Genomic DNA, 25,576 nt, shown 5'->3' with positions numbered 1-25,576 from the left:
AATCCTGATGTAATAAAATTTGAGGTACGTAAAGAGCGTATTAGGGACCTGAAATCCTGATGTAATAAAATTTGAGGTACGTAAAGAGCGTATTAGGGACCTGAAATCTTGATTTAATAAAATTTGAGGTATGTAAAGAGCGTATTATGTACTTGAAATCTTGATTTAATAAAATTCGAGTTACCTAAAGAGTGTATTAGGATTTTGAGGTATTTTAAAGCCGTGAATTAAAACCATTGCTCGTTGTTTTATATGTTCACTTACATTATTTATAATTGATTGAGATACCAATGCCTTGGTGGAACACGCACTAATAGGCATTTAGCTGAATACCATATCCTAGCTAAATCAGGAGGGCTAGGATATGGATTTTTTTTTGGCAAATGTTTGAAATACACCATATACTCGTACTTGTTATCGGATTAGTCCTAGGCATTGTGATCGGTGCGCTACCAGGATTAACGCCGACCATGGGTGTAGCTCTAATGATCCCATTTACGTTTTCACTCGGACCCACAGAAGGGTTGATCTTGCTAGGTGGTATTTATTGCGGTAGTGTGTTCGGCGGTTCCATTCCAGCGATTTTATTCAATGTCCCGGGTGCACCAGCCAATGTAGCGACGACGTTTGACGGTTATGAGATGACAAAGCAAGGAAAGCCACGAAAAGCATTAGAACTAGCAACGATATCTTCAGTCGTTGGCGGACTGTTTGGAATGATTTTGTTACTTTATTTTGCACCGCTATTTACGGAATTTTCATTGAGGTTTGGTCCGACTGAAAGTTTTTGGATCGCCATCTTTGGAATTACGGTAATAGCGGCTATCTCAGATGGGTCTGTTACTAAAAATCTTATTGGTGGGTGTTTAGGGATTGCCTTGTCCTTTATCGGAATTAGCACGATTACAGGAACGGCTCGCTTTACCTTTGGATTCGAAAGTTTAATTGGCGGACTGCATATGGTTGCGGTTTTAATAGGACTATTTGCTTTTCCTCAAGCTCTTCGATTACTTGAAACGTTACGAAAGAAGGATCATGTAACAAATGTCCCCTACAAACCATCAAAATCAACGATTAAAGAATCCTTTGGCGATGTGTTAAAACGTCCGAAGGCAGTGACTCTAGGAAGTGGGATCGGTGCTTTCATAGGCATGGTACCAGGAGCAGGTGGGAATATCGCCAGTTTGTTAGCTTATAATGAAGCGAAAAGATTTTCGAAGAATAAGGAACGTTTTGGCAAAGGTGAAAAAAATGGTGTGATTGCGTCTGAGAGTGCCAATAATGCCATGGTTGGTGGGTCACTGATACCGTTGCTTACTCTTGGCATCCCTGGTTCACCGACAGCAGCTATTTTTTTAGGGGGACTTTTAATTCATGGAATATGGCCTGGGAAAAATCTCTTTGTTGACCATGCTGATGTAGCATATACCTTTTTATACAGTATGATTGCAGCACAAATTCTATTGTTAGTAGTTGGACTGGCGATGATTAAGTATATGACGAGACTAACTCATATTCCTGCCTATTTTATGGCCCCGGTTATAATCTCTTTTTCTATTATTGTGGCATATACAACACAGAACAATGTATTTGATATTTATACGGTCGTGATCATTGGACTTTTTATGTATCTACTCCAGAAATTTGATTTTTCTCCTGCGCCTATTGCATTAGGTTTCATTCTAGGAACGATAGCAGAACAAGGGCTTATGCATGGTTTACAGCTTGGAGGAGCCAGAGGTTCAGCTTTCACGTACTTTTTTACGGGTGGATGGAATATCATTTTGTATGGATTAGTGGTGATCACCATTCTTATCGCCATCATAAAAAGTGTTAAAAACAGAAATGGAAGTAAAAAAACAAATCGCTTTTCTACTTGGGAGAAAGTAACATCGCTTAGATCTTTATGTTGGTTGGGATTTAGCGGATTTGTTGCACTATGTATCTATTTGATGATGGAAATGCCTTTACAACAAAGACTCTTTCCTCAAGTTATATTTATGTTCTTATTGATCTTAGCGATTATTGAGTTTATAAAAACTTGTTTGATGCATAAAGTGACTACTAAGAGTAGACCGACTGTTTATTTCTCGTTCATAGTCTTAATAGGACTGGTTTCTATGATTAGCTTGTTAACCACATTTATTGGCTTTTATAGTCAAGTCCTGATACTCATGCTCATTGTTCCGTTGTATGTGTATACTACTAATAAAAAAGAAGTTTCGATCAAGAAAATTCTAGTCGTAAGTTTTTCTTTTACATTCGTTTTATATTTGGTCTTTACTGTTTTATTAAGGGTACCATTACCTAGTTTGTTCTAGTTGATGGATCCAGTTGAAATTCTGAAAGAAGCACATTCTAGGAATGTGCTTCTTTTGACCCTCCCTCTATATGCTTAAACTTCTAAACTGCCCAATTCCTCGGCAGTTTAGAAGTGTTGTTCCTTTAGTCAATTACACCAATGTTCTTTAACAATTCTTGATACGTACCTGTTCTTAACTCCATATCGGCAATTACTTCTGCACGATTTAAAATGAGCATATCAGCCCCAGCTTGCTCCATTTCTGCTAAAAAATCTTCATCCTCTAGTATTTGCATAAACGCTTTTTCTAATTTATCAATGATTTCAGGTGGTGTATCTTTCCTTGCAGCAATTCCCCGATCTGTACTCATGATCACTTCTGGATAACCAAGTTCAACGAATGTAGGAATGTCTGGGGAAAAAGAGTGACGTTCCTCCGTCGCAATTGCTAATGGTAAAACATCGGAGCCTAGGCGATAAATATCGGATAAATTTCCTGCAACGACATCGGTATGACCTCCAAGAAGAGAAGCAATGGCATCTGCAGCTCCTTGGAACGGTACATCTTCCAAATCAATATCGGCTGCATCTTCTAATAAGAGCGTTGCTAAATGCTGTCCTACATACAAACCTGCATTCCCTACGGTTATGCTGCCAGGTGATTTTTTTGCCTGAGCAATTAAATCCTCAAGTGATTGGATCTCACTATCACTCCGGACCGCAAAAACAGTTGGATCTCCCCCCCAGTTAACAAGGGGTTCAAATGTATCAACTTCAAAACTCGTCTGGCCAACTAAGGGTTGAGTAATAATATGGGGGAGATTATAAGCCGCGAGCGTATATCCATTAGGCTCAACGGTTGAAAAAGAATTCCACCCTACTTGACCACCGCCTCCTGGCTTGTTGACAATGACTAGCTCTTGTCCTAGATAGTCATTTGCATATTTAGAGATGATTCTGGCTTGTGTGTCTGTAGCAGCTCCTGGGGAAAACGCAACAATAAGTTGAATACTCTTATCCGGAAAATCATCTGAAGAAGGTTCATTCGAGCAACTCACTAAAGATACAAAGCTAAAACAAAGAAAAAAGACCATCCACTTTTTTATCATCTTACCCCAACCCCTCTAATATGTCGTACTATGAAGAATATGCAAGCAGAGGTTAAATAAAATGTTGTCTACTTAAAAAGGGAATTACTTTTTTCTTCTTCGCAAAGCAAGTAGCGGAGTATCAATAACTTGCGCTTTTAGTTGGAAGATGAGATCAACCATTCGAGTTGATATCCACTGCGATAATAAAGCTTGGATAACGATGGGCCAAGCAATAATGGATGCAGTAAAGATGAAAATGGAACCATTTAAAAGAAAAAGGGGTTTTCCTGGAGAGATATCTTTCACCTTGGAAATAATGAGAGCAAGAACACCCATTCCACCGTTTGAGACTCCTTGACTAAGCAAGATCCCAACGCCGATTCCTAATAGAATAGAACCGATTAACAAGTCAATCCATACACTGTCATATGGCCTGTACAACGAAAAATTAAATAAATGAACACTTAAAGACGTGATGGTAATCCCATACATCGTTCCAATTGCACTGGCATTACCTAACCAATTGATGGCCGCAACTAATAATGAGAAGTTTACAATCCAAAGAGCAAAACTTAACGGGATATTCACCCAGTAGTTCAGCAAAACAGCTAAGCCTCCAGCGCCACCAGAAGGAATAGAATGAGGGAATAAAAAAAGAGACATCCCCATTCCTTGGATTAATCCGCCACAAGTAATTAAGATGTAGGTTCTAATGGAATTTGTCATTTTAGCTCCTAAAATTATTTTATCCATGTCCGTTTACACTTGTCCTTATTTCATTATATTTACTGAACATTTATTTATGTTAGGGCTAGTCTGAGTGCAGAAATTTTTTTGAGAAAAACGCTAAGAGCCCAAACGAATTTTTAAAAAAGACATAGGATAAAAATGTAAGATCAACAGAAAACAAAAGGAGATGATTTTTCATGACACATGGAACAACAGGATACGGTGGCGGCTTTGCTTTACTAGTAGTTCTATTTATTTTACTAGTAATTATCGGTGCTAGCTGGTCAGGTGGATACGGATACTAAAATATAAGTGGAAAAAAGCTGACTCCTATACTGGAGTCAGCTTTTTGAGTTTTTATATGGAATTTTCTGTCGTAAGAGCTTACCATCCTTCATAGACTGTACAAGCAGGTTGGTTGTCCGATTTACTTACTTTTATTTGGAGGATGGTTATATGAGTGCGTTTTTAGGATATATATTCCTAGGCTTGAGTTTAGCAGCTCCTATTGGACCTGTTAATGCAGCACAGCTTGATAGGGGAATTAAAAGTGGTTTTTTTCATGCCTGGCTAGTAGGGCTCGGGGCAACGGTTGCAGATGGAATTTATATGCTCTTAGTCTTCATAGGGGTCGTTCAATTTATTGAAGTACCAATCATTCAAACCTTTTTGTGGATCTTTGGTTTTTTCGTTTTGGTATATACGGGGATAGAAAGTATTTCTGGCGCTGGTCGAATTTCTACAGAGAATCTTAGGAGTTCTCATGATTCTAAAATGAAATCATTCTTTTCAGGTTTCTTTATGTCTTTATTTAATCCATTAACGATTCTTTTTTGGTTAGGCATTTTCGGATCGATTTTGGCAAAAACCGTTACTACATATGGAACAAGTCAGTTAATCATTTATTGTGCAGCCATTTTTATAGGGATAACTGTATGGGACATTACGATGGCTGCACTAGCGAGTACATTACGAAAGTTTTTAACCGATCGTCTTTTAACCGTCATTTCAATTGTTTCTGGCTTCTCTCTAATTGGCTTCGGTGTTTATTTTGGAATTCAAGCATTACTTATTTTACTTTAGAAAATAAAGATGGTTGGTCAGGTGGCTGATCATCTTGAGATTTTTTCCAAAAATGACGCATGATTAGTGTTACGATGGCAACAACAACGATAAAAGCTAAGCTGATAAAAAAACCTGGTCGGCTCGTTGTGTGGAATACTGTTCCTATGACACCTAGAAGTACTAAAATGAAACCTAACATCTGTTTGATCTTATCTTTTGTTGTCAGATCAAGTAAGCGACCAAATGACCCGAGTATAAATAACCAGTTGTATAACAACATAATTCCTGCTGCGGTTGTGACATATTCATACAGTCGTCCAGGGATGACAATAGCCAAAATAATGGATACCACCATTCCTGCGGCTGTTAACCCAATAGCAGGTAGAGCAATGCTTTTACCTACTCTCTTAGAAAACACAGTCGGCGCATCATGGTCTTCAGCCAGTGTGACAAGTATACGAATAACCGCAAATAATGAAGCGACCATTGTTGAAAAACCGGCTATGATGAATACTCCATTGAAAAAGTGATTTACATACGGAATGTTGAACGCATTAAGTGCTGTAACAAACGGACTTTGCTCAATTGTGAAATCATTCCATGATACCATGAGTAAGGCTAGTCCCACGGAAGCAATATAAATAATAGCTAAGACAAAAAGCATGACTTTCCCTGATTTGGGAGCGTCTTTCATATTTTTTAGTCTTACGGCGAGTAACCCCATTATTTCAATTCCGGCAAATCCATAGAACCCATATATGAAAGCAGGTAATAAGCCAGTTATCCCATTTGGAAAAATGGATCCATATGTTCGAGGAGTCGTAACATTAGCTGTTCCTTCGCCCAATATACCAAATAAAGCAAGTGCAGCTAAAATGATAAACATTAAAATAGCAGCAATTTTAAGTACTGCTAGAAGGTTTTCTACTCGGTCAAAGCTCTTAGTTCCAACTAGTATAACAAGGATGCCCAGAGCGGCGTATACGCACGCAAATACCCACAACGGAATGTTTGGGAACCAAAACCGAGTAAAGATCGATAGAGCCGTCATTTGACTACCCATAATGAGCATTTCAGAAAGCCAATAAACCCAACCGCTACTAAAACCAGCCCAGCGCCCATAAGCGTTTTTAGCATATGATCGGAAAGAGCCTTTTTGAGGATCTGCTATTGTCATTTTTGCCAATGCTTCAAAAACGAAATAAGTCCCAACTGCGGCTAATGCAAAAGCTAAAAGAACAGAGGGACCGGCCATATCAATAGCAATACTTGAACCGAGAAAAAAACCTGTTCCGATCGTCCCAGCTACGCCTAATAAGGATAATTCCCACCATCGCAACTTTTTTTCTGATTGTTCACCAGCTTTTGTTTTCATCATAATCACTCCTCATTCTTACATTATTGTTCGATGAAAGACATTCGTTTATGTAAGAAGTTAGAGCCCTTCATTTGGAAAATAAGGGTAGGAGAGATATGATAAGTAGTAAGGATTATTTTAAAAAGCTTCTCTATTCTAAAGGTTCATACGCGCTTAGGTAAAAGCAAAATTACGGGAATCAAATAATGGATAAGGTAGATGGATATGGATACAATTACTCACGCTCTTTTTGGGCTAACATCATATGGAGCAGTGAACAAAGGTGAAATGGATCGTCAAACGAAAAAAGCTTTGTTATTCTCAGCGATTGCAGCAAGTCAAATTCCAGATATAGATGTAGTAGCAAGTGTCACAGAAACGGGAAGAATTATGGAGCAGATGTGGCATAGGGGCTTAACTCATTCTTTCTTTTTAGCTCCTATATGGGCTTTGCTTATTTATGTAGTCTCTTATCTAATCTGGAAGCGCAAAGACCGGATGATTTATTATTTAGCGCTATTAAATGTGTTCATACATAATGCATCGGATTCGTTAAATGCGTGGGGGACAGGGGCATTCGAACCTTTTTCTGACATTAGAGTTAGCTTTGGCGTTATATCGATTGTGGATTTCTTTATCTGGTTTGTCATGTTTGCCGGGTTTTTAGTCATACGAATGAAAAAAAATTTTCCAAGGCATCGAATCTGGAAAATCGTTTGGCTTGTTATTGTTTTTCATGTCAGTCTCCAAAGTATCCAAGGGTATCTTTTACTCAATGAAGCTAAAGGTCAATATCAGGAGGTTGCCCTTTCTGCTGGATTTGCGCCAGGCCAATTTTCATTAATAGGGAAAGAGAATGAAACGGTTACGATTTATGATGCAACGATATGGCGGGGAAAAGACTCAAGAGAGACCCTTTACTCTCATGAGGATGCGGATTTAGAATTACTTTTTCAAGAAAATCCAAAAGCGGAAGTTTTAAAACAATGGTCTCCTTTTGTTGTGGTGGTGGAAACGGATCAAAAGTTGGGGATTTTTGATCCACGCTTTTATAGGAATGGCGAATCATTTTTATTTGAATACATTGAATTCCAATAAAAATCAATGAAGACTATTACGTAAAAGGCAAGTGGACCAAGAAAAAAGGCTACTGAAAAGGTGTTAAACGACTTTTCAATAGCCTTTTTTGGTCAATTTTTTTCATTATTAGTCATTTTTTCACGGGAATATCGAACGATTAGTGCCATTAACTCTTCCTTTGTAATAAATTCTCCAAATTCTTGTGTATATTGTTGCTGTAATTTTTCTAGAGTATAAAGTGATTTTCGACTTAATCGTGAGAATTGTTTTTCCGTTAAATCCATCTTGCCTCTCCCTTCTTTAGGTAACCTATATATTCTATGCAAGATATGTATAAATATTTCTAGGCTGAATGTCATCAATAAAAAAGGAATACAAGAAAAGATTTGCTATAGTATGCTGGGTCTTTATCGTTTTATTTATGGAAGCCAACAGGTAAATCATTTTCAGTCTTAACAAATGATTATTAGTTAGCATTAAAACGTGAGCGCGAAAACCTTACATTCTCGATTGATTCGAATTTATTTTTATAGTCATAGTGGTGGGGTTAAAAGGCAGAAAATTTAATATAAAAAGGAGAAGTTGAGCAATCAACTTCTCCTTTTTATTTTGGTATATCATATATTGATTACTGGACAAAGAGGTTTTATTAAAATAAACTGTCTATCTTTTTGGAGAGAATTTAAATCCAAGCATTCTAGCTACTAGTAAGTGTTCATTTCTCCTATCTTAAGAACATTTAACTTCTCCTTAGAAAGCTGTTGTTTTTCCCATTCCTTATATAATTGTCTTAATGCTTCCGGTCCTGTATCCATCGAAAGGCGATAAGTGCCGTAATGCATAGGGACAAACCTTTGTGCATTTAAGTCTTTAAAAGCTTGTACTGCTTTTTCAGGACTAATATGTGTAAGACCAGATAACCAATCTGGTTCGTAATCACCAATAGGCATGAAGACTACATCAATATCAAACATTTTTCCAATCTCTTCAAATCCACGGAAGTAAGCTGAATCACCTACGAAGTAATGGGCGATTTCTTTTTGTCTATCTCTTATAACCCAACCGCCCCAATGTGCCTTGTTTTTATCAAACAATCTCCGTCTACTCCAGTGCTGAGCTGGAACGAAATGAAAATCTAAACCTTTAAAATGTAGATGCTCCCACCAGTTCGCTTCCCAAACACGGAGATAACCTCGTTTCTTAAACATGTTTTTTAATCCAATAGGGACAAAGAAGAATGGATTGCCTGTTAATTTTTTCAATGAGGAAAATTCTAAATGATCATAGTGAGCATGTGAGATAAGGACGGCATCTATATCTGGTAGTTCATGTACTGAAATACCAGGTGGAACTAATCGTTTTTCCAGTCCCATCCTGTTTGAGAAAACAGGATCCGTTAATATATTTAATCCATTCATCTGAATGAAAAAGGTGGAGTGACCAATCCATGTATAGTGCATTCTCTTACTAGCTTTGATGGAGCGTTTAGTTTGATTAACTTCAATTCTTTCTTTTAGATCTTTTCCTTTATTCCGATTATAAAAATAAGAAACGAGTTTGAATGGGTTAACACGATTTTCTATATGATCAAGGTTTCGGTAGCGTCTTCTCAAAATTTCTGCTCCTTAGAACAAGATTAAAGGTTAATAGGCGTCCCTTCTTAGTTACAACCAAGCAGGTGTAGTAGTGACTACACCTGTATTATTATTTGTCACCGTCTCGTAAAATGGGAAGAGTACAACATCTGAAAGAGCCACCAGATTTTATGATTTCCGTAATATCGACTTCAATGACTTCAAAGCCTCGGTTTCTTAATTCTTGGTTAACATTCGTATTGACCGGTAAACTAAATATTTTCTTATTTCCTATGGAGAGCACATTTGTTCCTAAAGTAAATTGTTCTTCCTCTGATACCTCAATTAATTCAAAACGGCTTGATAAAATTTTGATTTCTTTTTGTGTGAAGGCACCTGGGTAATAAAGGGCCTCTGTTGGTGAAATAATGTTGAATACACAATCTAAGTGCAAGTATTTCTCTGTAAACGGAACAGTTACCACTTCATAATGAGGTAAAATGCTTTGAAGATGGTCAATCGCTTGTTGGTTTGTGCGGTCACTGAGGCCGACATAAATGGTTTCGCCATTAACAATCACATCGCCACCCTCAATTTTATCTCCTCTTAAATTAAAATAAGAAATATCTTCTTTCTCTAACCATCCCTTTAATACCTCTTCTTCACCTTGGCGCAATTTATTTGCCATTTCAGCAACAAAAAGGATATGACCAAATGTAAAACCGATGTCACGAGTGAACACTTGTTCAGGGAACATTTTTAAAGAAGGCAAAATGATGACATCTACATCATGATCCTCTAATGTTTGTACAAATTTTTTGTGTTGTGCCATCGCCAATTCAATGTGAATGCCTTCATCTTTGAATTTTTTTTGAGTTTCGTTAATTACGTCACGAATCGTCATAAATTCAGGCTTACATAAGATAACTTGACGTAAGACGTCATATTCACTTCTGGCAAACGGTTTTTCAGGTGATTTAGTGAAAAAGGCCATTTGTAATTCCTCCATTATTATGATCAATATTTTCTTATTGTCCCTAATAAAGAAAGATTTATAAGAGGGATTTGGGCAATTTTTTATGCGTGAAAATATTTGCGTTTCAGATAGCGAAGGTGTAGAAGGTTAACTCTCTTTCGTAGGTGGCTATTTGACCATTTAGGATTTACATCTCTAGAGGAGGTCGGTATGATGATGAAAATAGGCAAAAGAACGATTGATCATCTAATGTTTAAGGCTAGATGAACTTGTGAACACTGTGTTACTAAGAATTCGCTCGGATAAACATTAAAGGAGGAGCTGTGGAACATTTAGCTGAATTATTTCATACACAATCAAATTGGCTTATAATTATTGGAAGTATCATTGCTGTATTCCTCCTTGTTTCCCTTCTGAAAATCTTGTTTAAATTTACAGTAGTGTTAATCGTTGTTAGTATGGCAGCTGTTTTTTTATTTAATATTGCCCCTGAGGACCTTGCGGAAACAGGAGTTGACTCGTTAAAGACAGGCTCAGAGTTCCTGCAGGAGAAAATGATACCTCTTTTAACTGATTTTTATTTAGGACAATTTTTTAATAATGAGAATGAGGCAAGTGAGCAGATGAATCAATTGTTGGAGCATAAATGATGTATTGAAAAAAAGAACGAACTAAATTTGGAGGGAATGAAGGTGGAGCAATGTTTCCACACATTGCACTTTTTGTTTTAAGGCTACTGAATAACCTTTTTCAGTAGCCTTTTGTTCGTATTATTTTGTTTTGCTGAACGATTAAACTATAATAGTAGATATTGATAAATTCTCACATAAAGGATAATGTTGAATTTCTGTATTATATAAGGAGTAGGGACAAACTATGAAACTCATATCTTGGAATGTAAATGGTATTCGTGCTTGTATAACGAAAGGTTTTTTAGATTACTTTAAGGATGTGAATGCTGATATTATTTGCATACAAGAAACAAAGTGTCAGCAAGAACAAATTACTCTTGAGTTAGAAGGCTACCATCAATTTTGGAATGACGCGGAGAAAAAAGGGTATTCGGGAACGGCTGTTTTTTCAAAAATAAAGCCACTTAAGGTGCAATACGGGCTAGGTGAAGAATTTGAAGAAAAAGAAGGTAGAGTAATCACGTTAGAATATACTGATTTCTATCTCGTCAATGTATATACGCCTAATGCAAAACGGGATTTAGCTAGGCTTGATTATCGTTTGGAATGGGAAGATAGGTTCCGTCAGTATCTTATTGAATTAGATGCAGTTAAACCAGTTGTTCTATGTGGCGACCTTAACGTGGCTCACACAGAGATCGATTTAAAAAATCCTAAATCAAATAAGAAAAACTCAGGATTCACAGAAGAAGAAAGAGAAAAAATGACCAAATTACTTGAATCAGGTTTTGTGGATACATTTCGGTATTTTTATCCGACGCAAGAACTTTCTTATACTTGGTGGTCCTATATGAATAAAGTAAGAGAAAGAAATATCGGGTGGAGAATTGATTATTTTATTGTTTCCAATCGATTAAGAGATAACTTAGTGAATGCAGACATTCATTCTACGGTTTTAGGTAGTGACCATTGTCCGATTGCTTTAGAATTGTCAATGTAAGAGTAAGGAGATTTTAAGGGGTGACTCTATGAATTTTATGATTGTTTTAGCTATTGTTGTGTGCATGGTTGCTCTGGTTGTCACATTAATGCTGACTCAAGCAGTGGATCCAGATTACGAAAAAAATAAAAACATTGCCAAATTATCTTTTATTTATATCGCATTAATTCCATTGGTAGCGGTTGTAATAGCTCTTATTTGGATTTTTATTTAAACTGAAAATAATAGGGTCATCCATCATAGATGACCCTATACACATTATTTAGCAACTTTTGCTAAAATAAATTCCTCGACTACCATAGCGACACCGTCATTCATATTTGAATCAGTCACATAATCAGCAGCTTCTTTAATGTCCTCAGGTGCATTCCCCATGGCGACCCCAAGGCCAGCAAACTCAATCATAGCTAGATCGTTATAACTATCGCCCATTGCAATGACTTCCTCACGCTTGATGCCAAGAGTTTGGATAAGAGCATTTAAACTAGAACCTTTTGTAACACCTTCTTCAAGAAACTCTAAAAAATAAGGCTTTGAGCGCATGATACTAAGGGTGCCCTTAAATTCTTGTTTTAGTTTCTCTTCGACTTTAATGAGTTTTTCAGGGTCTTCTACCATCAGCACTTTTACAACGGGAGCAATAACAGAGTCAACAAAGCTTGTTACTTTTTTTATTGGAAGTCCCGTAATTTCTCCTTCCTTCAATGTAAAAGGATGCTCATTTTCTGTGATGATCCAATCATTAACATAGGTATGAATGCCAACTCCCTCAGCCTGGCTAAGTTCATACAAACGATGGACCATTTCCGGAGAAAGAGTACTACTGAAATGTTCCTCACTTGTTTTTGCATCAATAATCTTTGCACCGTTAAAAGATAAAATATAACTTCCATATTCATGTAGCTTAAGTTCTTCTGCAATATTATTCATTCCAAAAGTAGGTCTGCCCGAAGCTAATACCACTTTTACTCCTTGTTCTTGTGCCGCCATTAAAGCATTTTTCGTTCGGTCAGAAATCGTATGGTCATCACGTAGAAGTGTGTCATCTAAATCAAGCACAATCATTTTGTATGTCATATCAAAAATTCCCTTCTATAAATAAAGATATCTTTACTATAAAGGAAAAATAGCTGACCGACTAGTCTGTTTGTTTTTGTAAAAGGCTTATTAAGAAAAACAAAAAGCAAGCAAAAGGATTTGCTTGCTACTCGCTGGTTACTCATATGGTTGTAATTACCACTAACAACCGTTACATCACGCTACGTTCGATGGCATGATCCCAATCAGGAAAATAGTGTAGCGCACTTCTCATTAATTGCGGATGTGATTTTTTTACTTTCTTTTTGTTTAAACTCTCACCTGCAGCATTTAATTGTTGAATGGTCATCAGTACTTGTTCAGCTGTCATATCGACATCCATATGGTAACCTCCTTTTCAGACTTATTACAATATTTACCTTTGAGGGAATATTTATACCCTACGTAGATAAGAAAGATTTTAAAGGAAGATCATTAAAGTGTGTCGAATAATAGGAATAGTTCATTACTGGAGGTCATTTTATGCAGCAGATGGGAACGATTCTCTCGCTCAATATTGGTGTAAGTCAAAATATTGGTGGGGATGGTGATAAGAAGATCATTTCAGCAATCTATAAAAATTCAGTTTCTGAAAAAAGTTTATTTTTGTCAAAAACGGGACTTGAGGGAGACCAACAAGCAGATCTTGTGAATCATGGAGGAATAGATAAAGCCGTTTGCATATATCCGATTGAACATTACGCCTACTGGGAAAAAGAATTAGAAAAGACCTTTCCTATTGGCTCTTTTGGAGAGAATATGACCTTAGCTGGTATGGTGGAGAAGGATACACATATTGGAGACATCTGGCAGTGGGGAGAGGCGGTCGTCCAAGTAAGTCAACCACGAAGACCTTGCTATAAAGTGGCGAAACGGCATCAAGAACCAAAACTTCCCTTACTCATCCAGCAAACAGGATATTCGGGTTATTATCTAAGAGTGTTAAAAGAAGGTTACGTATCAGTGAAGGATCGATGTGTACTTACGGAGCGGAAATCAGATGTAAGCATTAAAGTAGTTAATCACACTACCTATCAAGATCAAAACAACGAAAGAGATAAGCACGTATTGCTCAACTTAAATGAGTTGTCTGTAGCTTGGAAAAAATCACTTCTATAAACATTTCACCTTGTGGCTCGTTTGGTTCACATGGTTAAACGATCTACTTTTCTGTTTTTATAATATGTTATAATATCCGATTTACCCGAGGAGGAGTGAGTATGTCTGTTATAGAGAAGGATTCTAAATTAGATTGGCTAAAGAAAATATGATACCGTTATCAAGAATGGAGTGGATGTCGACTTTTTAAAAAAGGTTGACGTTTTGTTTTCCATATTTTAGAATGAAACAAATGAAAATGTAGAGCTATGATGAAGAGAAGTAGATGGGATTCATACGAACAGAGAGCTGATGGGTGGTGTGAATCAGTGTAGAAACCCCATTGAATGGACTTCTGAGCTGCAGAGCTGAAAGGATAGTAGGCTTTGTCGGAGAGTCTTACCGATAAAAGAGACAACGTATCGAAATGAAACGACTAAAAGGTAAAATTACTTTTAGTTAAAGGTTTCTGTTTCCGTACGATCAAGTGCGCTTATGAATATGAGCGAATGAAGGTGGCACCACGGGTTTCTCGTCCTTTTTATAGGAGGAGAAGCCCTTTTTGTGTTGTTAAAACGAGGAGGATTATTAATGAAAAAGAATGTATTAACAGGGATCAAACCGACTGGAGATATCCATCTTGGTAATTATATTGGCGCGATTAAACCAGCAATCGCCTTATCCAAAAATGAACATTATCAATCTGCTTATTTTGTAGCTGATTATCATGCATTGACGAACGTTCCTGGTCGTGAGGAATATAAAGATCATTCATGTAAAGTTGCAGCAACATGGTTAGCTCTCGGTCTTGATCCAACTAAAACGATCTTTTATCGACAATCAGATGTTCCGGAAATTTTTGAGCTAACATGGATCTTATCTTGTCTTGCTTCTAAAGGACTTATGAACCGAGCCCATGCCTATAAAGCCTTAGCTGATAGCAATCTAGACAGAGGGAGAGACCGAGATTTTGGAGTGAACATGGGGTTGTTCACGTATCCGGTTCTCATGGCTGCTGATATTTTATTGTTAAAAACGGATATTGTACCAGTAGGGAAAGATCAAATACAGCATATTGAAATTGCCCGAGACTTAGCGGACACGTTTAATAAAACATATGGGGATACATTCTCGTTGCCTCAATATCAGGTTGAAGAGAATACGGCCGTCTTACTTGGGTTAGATGGTCGGAAGATGAGTAAAAGTTATAAAAATACGATCCCGTTATTTGAGGAATCGAAAAAACGACAGAAACTAATTAATAAAATTAAAACAGATTCATCTCCACCAGGAGCTTGTAAAGACCCTTATACTTCAATTATCTTTTCTTTGTATCAAGAATTCGCAAGTGCTAATGAAGTATTAATAATGCGAGAGCGATATGAAAATGGGATTAGTTGGGGTGAAGCTAAGCAGGAGCTAGGGAAAGTAATGAATGACGTATTAGAGGAACCGCGTGAAACCTATTTAGAATTAATCAATGCTCCCAAAAAACTCAATGAGATTTTGTTAGAAGGGGCTGAAAAAGCAAGAGCCATTAGTGTCCCTTTCTTAAAAGAAATAAGAGAGAAAATCGGGCTACTATCTTAAATTATTTGATTGGAACCACTCGTCTCATGGAGAGACGAGTGGTTCTAAATTAATTTCACATACCCTATTAGATACCAATAAAGTTACTTAGCTAAAACAAGCACTTCTCAAAGTATCATGTATAAATCAATCAGGTTGTTCATTTAATGAAGTAGGAGGTGGACAACATGAGGAAAAATGTCTATTTGATTATGGCCATGGTGACCATGCTTATATGTTTATATATGTTGTTTCTACGGTTTCCTTTTGTTACTTATTATGGTGAAACAGAAAATGGGAGAGTGGAATTAAATGCGAAATTAGCGGGAACCGAAGGGAGTTATGAAATCCTTTTTTTCTTTAAAGGGAATGAAGAGTTAGATCATCTTATTTTTGATGTTCACCCTCATTTTGGAGTAGGGTGGTTGTCTGAGACGACTCGTAACGAGGAATATGTTTATCAATGTGAAGGTTGTGGGTATTACGATCATGACGATGAATTGTTAATGTTTATCAAGTGGAAGGAAGGTTCAAGAAAGTTAGAATATGAGAGCGAGCTATTTTCCCTAGTGAAAAAATAAAGAGAAGTGCAGTCTGGATCAAATGTTCTGATACAGGTGCACCTCTTGTATGTCATTGATTTATACCGTCTCTCTTTCAATAAGGCGGCTTTTGAATTGGTCGTAAGTTGTGTCTTTGCTGTTAGTTGCTTGAATTACAAGATTTCTACCCATCTGTACCAAAGGAATTTCCATAGTCGTAATGGCCATTAATTTCGCAATAGGTTGGTTGTCAAATCCAATAAGAGCAAGCTTGTTCGGAATTGAGATATTTTCTTTATGACAGCAAGTAACCATCCCAGCAGCAACTTGATCACTTGTCACTAGTATCGCTGTTGGAGGGTCTGTCATTTTTTTAATTTCTTTAATGACTTGTTCTCCATCCTCTAAAAATAAACAGTTGTTAAAAATATAGTGTACTTCATAGGGGTGGTTGTATTTTTGTAAAAAATCACGATAGGCAGACTCCCTTTGAGTGCTATTCGTACCAGAAGTTCTACCTATACAATAGCCGATTTTGGAGTGTCCTTTACTTGCCAAAAATTCTAATGCTGTAAAAAAACTCTCGTAATGATCAATGAATGTTGAAGATAAATTTCTTCCTCTTGTATCCTCGCACAGAGTGATGGAGCCATATGAGCTATAGTGCTTAAGTGTATCCCAATCACAGATCCGTGAACAGATAATTAGAGCATCTATTTGTTTATGTTTTAACATGTCTAACGCTTCTAATTCTCTGTTCTTATCATAATTTGTTTGAATTAATACAATGTTGTAATTCAACGTTAACGCCTCATTTGCGATACCCTCTACTAATAAACCGAAATAAGGATGATTTGAATAAGGGAGAACGACACCAATTAAGAAGGTTTTTCCTGTACTTAAATGAACGGCATTGTAATTTTTTTGATAATTGCTTTTTTCAATAGCTTGTAAGACAGCGTTTCGTTTTTCTTGACTTACATATGGATGATTATTTAACACTCGCGAAACCGTTGTAACGGAAACATTCGCCATTTTAGCGATATCTTTTATATTAGCCATGAACATTCACCTATTCTGAGCGAAGTTATTATACCTTTACTATAACATTTATTCGCAAATTTAATAGGTTTGCAATCAGGTCAGTCTTTCAGGTTGTGATGGAAGTTGGTGCTCTAGTTCTTTATAAGATGCAAACCTAAAAGACTTGGTACATATCTTGTTAATATAGATCATACTGAAATAAAGGCTGGTATCTTCTTTTTTTATTCAATAGGCGAAGTAACATTCCTTTGGTAAAATGAGAACTAGTGTATTCTTTTTAAAAAGGAGTAGGACTTATGGCTAAAATTATATTATTTGATGGGATATGCAACTTCTGTAATGATAGTGTGCAATTTATTATTAAGAGAGATCCGGACGGTTTATTTGTATTTGCTTCTTTACAAGGAGAAAAAGGGAAAGAGATATTAAGGCAGAGGAATGTTCCTCCTCAGGTTGAAAGCTTAGTTTTAATCGAGGGTGACCGTTATTATGTAAAATCAACTGCTGCACTGCGTATTTGCATGTTTCTAAGAGGCGGATGGAAACTCCTTCAAATTTTTATGATTGTTCCGAGACCATGTAGAGACTGGTTCTATGATGTATTTGCGAAAAATCGTTATAAATGGTTTGGAAAAAAAGAAGTTTGTGAACGACCTTCAATTGACTTCAGAAGTCGTTTTTTAGAATAAAACAATTAAGTTTAAACCAAAAGGAATATTTTTTACATTTTTTTACTTGGTCCCGCTAATCCTACAGGTAATAACTTAATTAGTGAGGTTAGAAAATGCATATAGCGGTAGCGTTGGGTTTGTTTTATCTAAACTTTAGAAATAAAACATATCGAAAGTTAGATGAATTTTATCCAAATATAATCTATGTCATGGTCTTTAATTGTTTATATTATTTCTTATTTACTCAACTTTCGCACACTGAAATAGGCAGGTAGACCTTGATGTAGTTAGGTAAGCCTGCAATCCAGTGTTGTAGTTGACATTGAATTAACTTTTGAATCTTTTTGTTACTTTCTTTTAGGACATCTTGAAGAAGCTCGATTAGCTGCCCAAGTGCAACAGCCCAATCAAGATCACTGATTTCATCACATAATTCATAGAATAGACCGCCTAATGTTCTTTGGTCTGTGCTACAACGGTTCTGCCAAGAGAGTACAATGTATCTAGTAAACACAATCGTGGTATGACAAATCAAGGAGTCATACGAACGACCTTGAAACTCCTTTTGTAGCTTTAATAATGACTTTGTTGTTTTGAAAAAGACTTCAATGTCCCAGCGAATTCCATAGATACGAATGATTTCTTGTTCACTTAAACAACAATCTGTACTTAAAATAGCCAACCATTCGCTCTTTTTATTACGATTGCGGACAAAGACAATTTTGACAGGAACCCCATTCGCTTGTGTGGTATGAATCGAACGAAGAATTCCTTTCTTACCCTGGATAGGAGTGGCTAAGTGATACAGTTCTTTTAGACCGAACTTCTTTTCTTGGATAAGATAACGTTGCTTTAAGTTTTTCACCATGCCAATGACATCAAGACCTTGATCCTTGATCTCTTTAATAAGCGGCTGATGTGTAAACCAAGTATCCATCAGCACATAAGAGGCTTCAATTCCTGAGTTCATGGCACGCTGAACCATCGATGGAATTTGTTCAGGTGCAGATTGTAATGCTTCGACACGTCGCTTATAACCAGAACTGCGTTTATCAATTTTATCTGATATTCCATTGATGACACTGTTTTTAGAGCTCAATAAAGAAAAGTCTACAGGCATAAACGTTGTACCGTCAGACCAACCCAATGTAAGCATACGAAAGCCTTTGTAAAAGCGCATTTTTTGAGAAGCGTGGTCAAAACAACGCGCAAGAAGTTCAACCGATTTACTTCGATTTTTATCATAAGAAGAATCGTCAACAATCAGCACTTTGATACGCTCATGATTCGTAAGCTTACTTACTTTTTCAATCGAGTGTGTGCTTAATAAAAGTAGAAACCTTCTCCATGAATAAGTGGAACGGTTTAAGAAACGATAGACCGCGTCTTTAGCTGGAATATCCGTAGATTTCTTACTTTCGAGTGTTCGAAACCAGTTTCTGTTTTCAAAGATCAAACAGAAAATGAGCTGAAATAAATAAGCACAGGTAAAGCCAAAAGACTTGGTAATTCCAGCTTTTCTAAGATGTTTTAATACTTTTAGTTCTTTAAAGGTAGATTTTATTTCATTTGGTAGTTGCTTAGTTTGGTCATTATTCGCTATCATATAGAGGACACCTCTTCTGTATGGAATGTTTGATTCTCGACAAATCAACTATACCAAACGGATGGGTGTTTTTTTATGCAAATTTTTCGTGTCAATGAAAGTATTTCAATGACGTCAGCAACTACTGTTGGTTGAGCTTATTGAACTTTTATTGGTGCGAAAGTTGAGTTATTTAGTAAAAAAACACTTTGGGAAATGAAATCGAAAATCTTTAAGGTGACGACGTTACGGTTATTCTATGTACTAGTTATTATGCCTCAATTAATTCTTCTATATTTAAGTGGGATCCCAAAGACAAACACTAAAAAAATCATCTATATTAGTAAATGGGTTATTGTATCTTCCTTTACAGAATATGTGTTTTATAAAACTAGGACCATTACCTTTCAAAATGGGTGGAACCTTTTTTGTTCAGTTTTGATTTATATTAAGATGTTCATTCTTAGTTATTTGTTTACGTTTAAAAAATGTATCATCCTTCTCATTTCTTTTATCGTTACAAGTTGTTTTGTTGTTCATTTTAAACCTCCATTATATCGATTGTTTTTAAGGCCTTTGTATATATTTAAGCGAATTCGAGATTTTGAGTGGAACTCTAAATAGTGATAGAGAACATATATTTTCTAGAGACACACATATTAGTCATAACCATAGTTGTGATCTATGAACAATAATAAACGAAACAGGGTAGCTTTTGGTTTATTAAGTCTTATTCATACAGGGTTAATAGTTTGGACGTTTAATAAGAAGAAAGATAATCGTACTTTATTTATTAACCTCCTATCGAATATTGGTGTTCTAAAGTTAAGGTATTTTTGTTCGCATTAAGTTTAGACTTTGTGGCTAGAAAAACAAACATTCTTAACAAGAATCAATTGACGATGATGTTCATCCATATTTGATCATTTATGTTTTGTCCATTTTTAAACAATGCATTGAGGAGCAGAGACCGATTAACTCTAGAGATTAAATCAGGTATCGAAGAGAGAAAACCTATATTGCAACATGAATCTTCATCTTCGTAGTTATGAAAGAAAAGTTGTTGAGTAAGTAGGCTCATCAACTTTTTTCGTGTTTTATAACCTCGTAACCATTTAGAGTTTCAGGAGATCGCACACTACACTGATTGTCAATCAAATGTTTTTTTGGAAATTTTAGGGGATAGATGTGAATATTCCTGAATTAATATGGGTAATTATGTTAAAATGAATGATGGTAGATCACTAGAATGGGCAAAACCTGTAAAAGAGCTTGTAAAGAATAGTTAATACGCTTAATAAAGGATGAAAGGGGTGGGGGTATGAAAAAGAAACAAAAGAAAAAAAATCATCTGTCATTTCGTTTAAATATATTATTTTTCATGGTCTTTCTTTTATTTTCTGGTTTAATTCTGCGTTTGGGATTCGTCCAAATTGTTCAAGGGCAAGAATTTATAAATCAGCTAGAAAATACAGTTTTTTCAACTTCGCGCGTTGAAGCTCATAGAGGAATCATGTATGACAGATATGGGAATGTCGTTGTTGATAACCAGGTTGAATTATCGGTTTATTATACGAATCCTGCACAATCAACAAGGCCTGAAACAATGCTTGAAATTGCGCGCGAACTTGAGACAATGCTTGACATGGAAGAGGCCATTCCTCGTATTACACCTAGGGACAGACGCGATTACATATTAATTAATATGACTCAAGATGAGCGATTTGATCTTGTTACGAAAGAAGAGAGAAGAGGATTGGATAGTGTTTCGGATGAATATCGCTTGGAGATTGAGCGAATTACGGATGAACAAATTGAAGCATTGTCTAATAAGGATTTACAAATTCTAGCAATCTATCGAGAGATGGCGAGAGGATACGCTAATTCGCCACAGCGAATTAAGCAAAGAATAACCGATGAGGAAGCGCATGTCATTAGCGAGAATCTGGATCGCTTGCCAGGAGTGGATTTCTTGCGAGATTCTAGTCGCTCGTATGCTTATGGTGATTCTTTTAGGAGCTTATTCGGTTCAACAAGCGCGATTCCAAGCGAAAGGATCGATTATTATTTATCACGTGGTTATGATCGTTCTGACATTGTTGGAACGAGCTTCCTCGAACTTCAATATGAAAATGTTCTACGAGGGCAAAAGGCAGTTGTAGAAAGCACTATGACTAGGCAGGGAAGTCAAACCGTTGATAGGTCTGTAAATGAAAAACTGGGTCAAAGAGGAAATGACCTTGTATTATCTCTAGATATGGAACTTCAACAACGTCTTGAAGAAATTATTGATGAAGAAATGCGGGCAGCAGGGAAACACTCGTTTATTTTAGATCGTACTGCCTATGGGGTGTTGATGGATCCAAGGACTGGGGATATTTTAGCGATGGCTGGTTTTTGGGATCCTGCGAATCAAGAACGTGATAGTTATGCGGATCACATTGGGAATGTGAATAAAGCGTTTGAAATGGGATCCTCTGTCAAGGCAGCTTCTGTCTTAACAGGCTTTCATACAGGTGTTGCGGCACCTGGGACTCGTTTTAACGATCGTCCTTTGTATTTACCAGGTACACCACCTAAGCGTTCTTGGAATACAAGTGGTTTTGGCTGGATTGATGATCGTCGTGCCCTTGAACAGTCATCAAACGTGTATATGTTTGAAATTGGAATGAGGATGGCTAATTGTACGTATACAGCCCCGAATACGAGATGTGGTTGGACTACAGATTCAATCGGAAATGCGTACAATGAGGTTCGAAATAGCTTCCAACAATTTGGTTTAGGATCAGAGACAGGTATTGATTTGCCAGCCTATTCTTCAGGACTAACAGGTGGAGCCACAACCGGTGGTAACCTACTTGACTTAATGATTGGTCAATATGATACGTATACGACTTTGCAATTAGCTCAGTATATCGCTACTATTGCAAATGATGGGTATCGAATGGAACCTCGTCTTGTACGAGAAATTCGTGAACCAGCCATTAATCAAGGGGAGCAAGGGGCGGTCATTCAAAAATTTGAACCTACTATTTTAAATCGAATTGATATGAGTGATTCACATATTAGAAGAGTTCAAGAAGGACTTCGTGGTGTTATGACAAGAGGAACTGCGCAATCGCGATTTGCTGGGGCTTCATACCAACCTGCGGGTAAGACAGGTACTGCTCAGGTTAAAGTAGCGGTTGGTCAAGGCGATAACAGGCGTATTGTCGATGGAAACACGCAAACGTTAGTTGGATATGCTCCATATAATAATCCGGAGATTGCATTTGCTGTTGTGGTTCCAAACGTTAAATTAGAACGTAACGGCGGGGCACAGGGTATTGCGCAGAAAATTTCTAAAAAAGCACTCGATAGTTATTTTGAAATGAAAGAAGGTCGAAAGGGACCTACTAAAGTAGAGCAACCTTTGCTTGATGATATAAATGGATAGAGACGAAAGAAGGGGAGCTATTTTTTATAGCTCCCCTTCTGCTTTAGTGCTACTTTGCCCATTTGTTAAGATAGACTGGCTTAAATGCTTTCATTTTGGTTAACAAATCATCCGGATTATCCGATATGATGAGGTTATCTAAAAATTCTTGCTTAATAAACCCTTCTGTTTTCATGTGCTCTAACAGCGTTAATAATTTATCATAAAAGTGATTCGTATTTAAGATTCCAATCGGTTTTTGATGATAGCCAATTTGTTGCCAAGTGAGGGCCTCGGCTAGTTCTTCAATGGTGCCAATTCCTCCCGGTAGTGCTACGAAACCATCGGCTAATTCGTACATTTTGGCTTTTCTTTGATGCATGTCTTCAACGATAATAAGGTCAGTTAATGTTACGTGTTCCACATTTTCATAAATCTTTTGAGGGATGACCCCTACCACTTCCCCATGCCTTTCTAACACATAGCGAGCAAGCTCACCCATTAACCCTGCATTGCCGCCCCCATAGACTAGGTTAATATTATATTGAACTAGAGATTGACCAAAAGCCTGTATCGCATCAACATAGCTTGTATTACGTCCGAAGCTTGATCCACAAAATACACATATGTTATGTAACATCACAAAATCCCACCTATTCTAAAGTCTATACTTTAGAATAATTGAAAGTTTATAATTTGTAAATTATGGTTTTGTCTACTAGTTTTTTTACCGGTATTAGAGGAAGATTGAACGGATGAGGTCGAATGTTATGAGTAGTGTATTGAAAAGTAGGAGGGGAACCATGCAATTAGGAAAAGTAGTGTCTTTACAAAATGTGATGTGGAAACGAGAAGGGAAGACCATATTAGATCAAATTTCCTGGAATGTTGCACCGGGAGAGCATTGGGTAATTCTTGGTTTAAATGGTTCAGGAAAAACATCGATCCTCAACTTGCTTACAGGATATCAATGGGCGTCCAAAGGAGAGGTCCATGTGCTAGGTGAGACATTTGGTCAAACGAATATTCCAGAACTCAGAAAGTCAATTGGTTGGGTGAGTGTATCTGTGGATGAACGCTATGCTGGGCGCGGAAGTGACAATGCATTAGAAGTCGTGATTAGCGGAAAGCATGCTTCCATTGGTCTGTATGAAGAAGTGACGAAAGAAGACGTCAACAGAGCGAATGCTTTGTTAGCTGAATTAAGAATCGAACATCTAGGAAAACAACCATTTATGAAACTCTCGCAAGGTGAAAAACGAAGAGTAATTATTGCTAGAGCTTTGATGGGGCAGCCTAAAATTTTGATTTTGGATGAACCGTGTAACGGGCTAGATCTATACTCTAGAGAGCAGCTATTAGAGACGATTGAACGTTTGGCAAGAGTTGAAGGCGGACCGACGCTTCTTTATGTGACACATCATATAGAAGAAGTTGTTCCAGTTATTAGTCATGCACTGTTAATTAATCATGGGAAAATTGTAGCTCAAGGGGATAAACAGTCTATACTTACTGAATCGAATTTAGAAAAAACGTTTCAGTTACCTATTGCAGTGAAGTGGGAAGATAAACGTCCGTGGGTTAGCATTAAAAAGAATGTAGATACCAACTGAAAAGTCTCCTGAGTCATTACATATAGAGGAAGCTCATCATATTGTGAGTGATTTAAATCAGCAAGTCTTTGGCGGGAAATTAGATGATGAGCTTTCATTTGGAGCAGCAGAAGCACTGAATTATCTAGATGAATAAATAGGCATATAAAAGAAGGAGATACAAGTCGTATAGATCTGTATCTCCTCTTTCTAGTTATCTGATTGCGGTAAATGCACGTAAATTGATGAAAAAATTGAAAATGATGTGCTGTTTCTAAATATAGCTCTTTGAAAAGTAAAACAGGTTTCTACATTTAAATGAAAAAAGCAATTATGAATAGAATTCCTGTCTCTCTTTTATCAAGTATGAATCTCAAGCTTCCAATTTAAGCACGACTTTTGAGAACTTATGTTTTGTATTCAAATTATTTGCGTCAAATCCCATCACTTTTAGCAACTAATGTGTCGGCTAGAAACTCCCTCAAAATCCTGTTTAAGTTCCTTTTATTTAAAGTGTGGAATGGTCTCGTAAGCTATTTTTTTTATGACAGCCTCATGCTGTGGATAATCTGTAAGTAATTCTTTCTGTGTAAACAACTCAAAATCCTCATATTCAAAACCAGGTGCTACCATGCAACCGACTAATGAAAAGGACTTATCTTCTGAGAGAGAGGATCCAAATACCGAATGCTTTGGAACTAATACTTGCGGTACTTCTCCTTTTTCTGCATTCAAACCGAGCTTAGCCTCTTCATAGTGTCCGTTCTCATGAATAATATGAACGGACATCGAGCTCCCTGCGTGGAAATACCATAATTCATCTGATTGTAAGCGGTGGAAATGAGAAACGTCGCCTGCACGTAATAAAAAATAAATGCTCGTATAAAGTTTTCTAGCTTTCTCTGAGATTTCTTCCTTTGATTCAAAAGATCGTTTAAAGAACCCTCCTTCTGGATGAGGCTCAAGACCTAAATGGGTAATCCAATATTCTGCTTCGTTTTGGTTCAATGTAAAAAGCTCCTTTCACGTCCTATGTAAGTAATACATTCCTTATTCAGTTAAACAGAAGGAGGGAAAAGAATCAATATTGGGTTCATTTTATCCATGGGAGTTCACTCAGTAAGATAATGCTTTGACATCTGTCTGACTCATTTATATGTTAGAATCCTTCCAACTA

Annotated in this window: 25 protein-coding genes and 1 other annotated feature; of the genes, 13 read left to right on the top strand and 12 right to left on the bottom strand. The window is 36.9% G+C overall.

The window, feature by feature from the left end; translation table 11 throughout:
• Positions 1-383 precede the first annotated feature (383 nt).
• Entirely contained in the window at positions 384-2,321 is a 1,938-nt protein-coding gene (locus tag PQ474_RS14925) for a tripartite tricarboxylate transporter permease (protein ID WP_273844805.1), read from the top strand.
• 124 nt (positions 2,322-2,445) lie between these two features.
• Here PQ474_RS14925 and PQ474_RS14920 read toward each other — a convergent pair whose 3' ends face one another.
• Positions 2,446-3,411: a tripartite tricarboxylate transporter substrate binding protein gene (locus PQ474_RS14920; protein ID WP_273844802.1), complete on the bottom strand. Its 966-nt coding sequence runs from the start codon at positions 3,409-3,411 to the stop codon at positions 2,446-2,448.
• Between the two features lie 84 nt (positions 3,412-3,495).
• Entirely contained in the window at positions 3,496-4,146 is a 651-nt protein-coding gene (locus PQ474_RS14915; RefSeq protein WP_337956367.1) for a YitT family protein, read from the bottom strand.
• 173 nt (positions 4,147-4,319) lie between these two features.
• On the opposite strand from PQ474_RS14915, the gene PQ474_RS14910 reads away from it, so the two are divergent.
• Entirely contained in the window at positions 4,320-4,427 is a 108-nt protein-coding gene (locus PQ474_RS14910; protein WP_153618760.1) for a YjcZ family sporulation protein, read from the top strand.
• 151 nt (positions 4,428-4,578) lie between these two features.
• Positions 4,579-5,205, top strand: coding sequence for a LysE family transporter (locus PQ474_RS14905; protein ID WP_273844792.1), 627 nt, complete (start codon positions 4,579-4,581; stop codon positions 5,203-5,205).
• Here PQ474_RS14905 and PQ474_RS14900 read toward each other — a convergent pair.
• Positions 5,192-6,565 (bottom strand): amino acid permease, encoded by a 1,374-nt coding sequence (locus tag PQ474_RS14900; RefSeq protein WP_390187798.1) that lies wholly within the window; start codon positions 6,563-6,565, stop codon positions 5,192-5,194. The two genes, PQ474_RS14905 and PQ474_RS14900, sit on opposite strands and share 14 nt — an antisense overlap.
• Positions 6,566-6,769: 204 nt before the next feature.
• Between PQ474_RS14900 and PQ474_RS14895 the strand changes: the two genes are divergently transcribed.
• Complete coding sequence (locus PQ474_RS14895) at positions 6,770-7,642, top strand: metal-dependent hydrolase (RefSeq protein ID WP_273844791.1); 873 nt, start codon at positions 6,770-6,772, stop codon at positions 7,640-7,642.
• Between the two features lie 92 nt (positions 7,643-7,734).
• Here PQ474_RS14895 and PQ474_RS14890 read toward each other — a convergent pair whose 3' ends face one another.
• The 3 genes from PQ474_RS14890 to PQ474_RS14880 all read right to left on the bottom strand — a co-directional run bounded on the left by PQ474_RS14890 (position 7,735) and on the right by PQ474_RS14880 (position 10,192).
• Positions 7,735-7,908, bottom strand: coding sequence for a hypothetical protein (locus PQ474_RS14890; protein WP_273844789.1), 174 nt, complete (start codon positions 7,906-7,908; stop codon positions 7,735-7,737).
• A 420-nt stretch (positions 7,909-8,328) separates the two neighbouring features.
• Positions 8,329-9,237 carry an MBL fold metallo-hydrolase gene (locus PQ474_RS14885; RefSeq protein WP_337956366.1) on the bottom strand — a complete coding sequence of 303 codons (909 nt, stop codon included), beginning with the start codon at positions 9,235-9,237 and terminating at the stop codon, positions 8,329-8,331.
• A gap of 91 nt (positions 9,238-9,328) precedes the next feature.
• Positions 9,329-10,192 carry a dimethylarginine dimethylaminohydrolase family protein gene (locus PQ474_RS14880; protein WP_273844788.1) on the bottom strand — a complete coding sequence of 288 codons (864 nt, stop codon included), beginning with the start codon at positions 10,190-10,192 and terminating at the stop codon, positions 9,329-9,331.
• Between the two features lie 305 nt (positions 10,193-10,497).
• On the opposite strand from PQ474_RS14880, the gene PQ474_RS14875 reads away from it, so the two are divergent.
• From PQ474_RS14875 to PQ474_RS14865, 3 genes are all read left to right on the top strand, one after another.
• Complete coding sequence (locus PQ474_RS14875) at positions 10,498-10,824, top strand: hypothetical protein (RefSeq protein ID WP_273844786.1); 327 nt, start codon at positions 10,498-10,500, stop codon at positions 10,822-10,824.
• Between the two features lie 226 nt (positions 10,825-11,050).
• Positions 11,051-11,806 (top strand): exodeoxyribonuclease III, encoded by a 756-nt coding sequence (locus PQ474_RS14870; protein ID WP_273844784.1) that lies wholly within the window; start codon positions 11,051-11,053, stop codon positions 11,804-11,806.
• 28 nt (positions 11,807-11,834) lie between these two features.
• Positions 11,835-12,020, top strand: coding sequence for a BshB3 potential contributor to bacillithiol synthesis (locus PQ474_RS14865; RefSeq protein WP_273844781.1), 186 nt, complete (start codon positions 11,835-11,837; stop codon positions 12,018-12,020).
• Positions 12,021-12,064: 44 nt separating this feature from the next.
• On the opposite strand, the gene PQ474_RS14860 is transcribed toward PQ474_RS14865, so the two are convergent.
• Both PQ474_RS14860 and PQ474_RS14855 read right to left on the bottom strand, forming a co-directional pair.
• Positions 12,065-12,883: a Cof-type HAD-IIB family hydrolase gene (locus PQ474_RS14860; RefSeq protein ID WP_273844779.1), complete on the bottom strand. Its 819-nt coding sequence runs from the start codon at positions 12,881-12,883 to the stop codon at positions 12,065-12,067.
• Between the two features lie 172 nt (positions 12,884-13,055).
• Positions 13,056-13,226 (bottom strand): hypothetical protein, encoded by a 171-nt coding sequence (locus PQ474_RS14855; RefSeq protein ID WP_273844778.1) that lies wholly within the window; start codon positions 13,224-13,226, stop codon positions 13,056-13,058.
• Between the two features lie 140 nt (positions 13,227-13,366).
• Here PQ474_RS14855 and PQ474_RS14850 point away from each other — a divergent pair, with 140 nt between their 5' ends.
• The 3 genes from PQ474_RS14850 (at position 13,367) to PQ474_RS14840 (ending at position 16,131) form a co-directional block, all read left to right on the top strand.
• Positions 13,367-14,002, top strand: a complete 636-nt coding sequence (locus tag PQ474_RS14850; RefSeq protein WP_273844775.1) for an MOSC domain-containing protein — start codon at positions 13,367-13,369, stop codon at positions 14,000-14,002.
• Between the two features lie 239 nt (positions 14,003-14,241).
• Positions 14,242-14,524, top strand: a binding site (T-box leader).
• Between the two features lie 48 nt (positions 14,525-14,572).
• Positions 14,573-15,571, top strand: a complete 999-nt coding sequence (locus PQ474_RS14845) for a tryptophan--tRNA ligase (protein WP_273844773.1) — start codon at positions 14,573-14,575, stop codon at positions 15,569-15,571.
• A gap of 167 nt (positions 15,572-15,738) precedes the next feature.
• Positions 15,739-16,131: a hypothetical protein gene (locus PQ474_RS14840; protein ID WP_273844771.1), complete on the top strand. Its 393-nt coding sequence runs from the start codon at positions 15,739-15,741 to the stop codon at positions 16,129-16,131.
• A 60-nt stretch (positions 16,132-16,191) separates the two neighbouring features.
• Here the strand turns inward: PQ474_RS14840 and PQ474_RS14835 are convergent, their stop codons facing one another.
• Complete coding sequence (locus tag PQ474_RS14835) at positions 16,192-17,154, bottom strand: LacI family DNA-binding transcriptional regulator (protein ID WP_273844769.1); 963 nt, start codon at positions 17,152-17,154, stop codon at positions 16,192-16,194.
• Between the two features lie 278 nt (positions 17,155-17,432).
• Between PQ474_RS14835 and PQ474_RS14830 the strand changes: the two genes are divergently transcribed.
• Positions 17,433-17,825: a thiol-disulfide oxidoreductase DCC family protein gene (locus PQ474_RS14830; RefSeq protein ID WP_273844767.1), complete on the top strand. Its 393-nt coding sequence runs from the start codon at positions 17,433-17,435 to the stop codon at positions 17,823-17,825.
• Between the two features lie 226 nt (positions 17,826-18,051).
• Here PQ474_RS14830 and PQ474_RS14825 read toward each other — a convergent pair whose 3' ends face one another.
• Entirely contained in the window at positions 18,052-19,413 is a 1,362-nt protein-coding gene (locus PQ474_RS14825; RefSeq protein ID WP_273844765.1) for an IS4 family transposase, read from the bottom strand.
• Between the two features lie 1,300 nt (positions 19,414-20,713).
• On the opposite strand from PQ474_RS14825, the gene PQ474_RS14820 reads away from it, so the two are divergent.
• On the top strand, positions 20,714-22,828 hold the full coding sequence (locus PQ474_RS14820) for a peptidoglycan D,D-transpeptidase FtsI family protein (RefSeq protein ID WP_273844763.1): 2,115 nt from the start codon (positions 20,714-20,716) through the stop codon (positions 22,826-22,828).
• A 49-nt stretch (positions 22,829-22,877) separates the two neighbouring features.
• On the opposite strand, the gene PQ474_RS14815 is transcribed toward PQ474_RS14820, so the two are convergent.
• On the bottom strand, positions 22,878-23,447 hold the full coding sequence (locus tag PQ474_RS14815; RefSeq protein WP_273844761.1) for an LOG family protein: 570 nt from the start codon (positions 23,445-23,447) through the stop codon (positions 22,878-22,880).
• Between the two features lie 163 nt (positions 23,448-23,610).
• On the opposite strand from PQ474_RS14815, the gene PQ474_RS14810 reads away from it, so the two are divergent.
• The gene (locus tag PQ474_RS14810; protein WP_273844759.1) at positions 23,611-24,420 is read left to right on the top strand and encodes an ABC transporter ATP-binding protein; all 810 of its coding nucleotides are present in this window, start codon (positions 23,611-23,613) and stop codon (positions 24,418-24,420) included.
• A 483-nt stretch (positions 24,421-24,903) separates the two neighbouring features.
• Here the strand turns inward: PQ474_RS14810 and PQ474_RS14805 are convergent, their stop codons facing one another.
• Positions 24,904-25,407 (bottom strand): cupin domain-containing protein, encoded by a 504-nt coding sequence (locus PQ474_RS14805; RefSeq protein WP_273844756.1) that lies wholly within the window; start codon positions 25,405-25,407, stop codon positions 24,904-24,906.
• Between the last annotated feature and the right edge of the window lie 169 nt (positions 25,408-25,576).

Origin of the sequence: Halalkalibacter alkalisediminis (assembly GCF_028610705.1) — a bacterium.
Taxonomy (GTDB): domain Bacteria; phylum Bacillota; class Bacilli; order Bacillales; family Bacillaceae_D; genus Halalkalibacter; species Halalkalibacter alkalisediminis.
The sequence above is the reverse complement of the archived record's forward strand: the minus strand, read 5'-3'. Positions and strand labels throughout refer to the sequence as shown.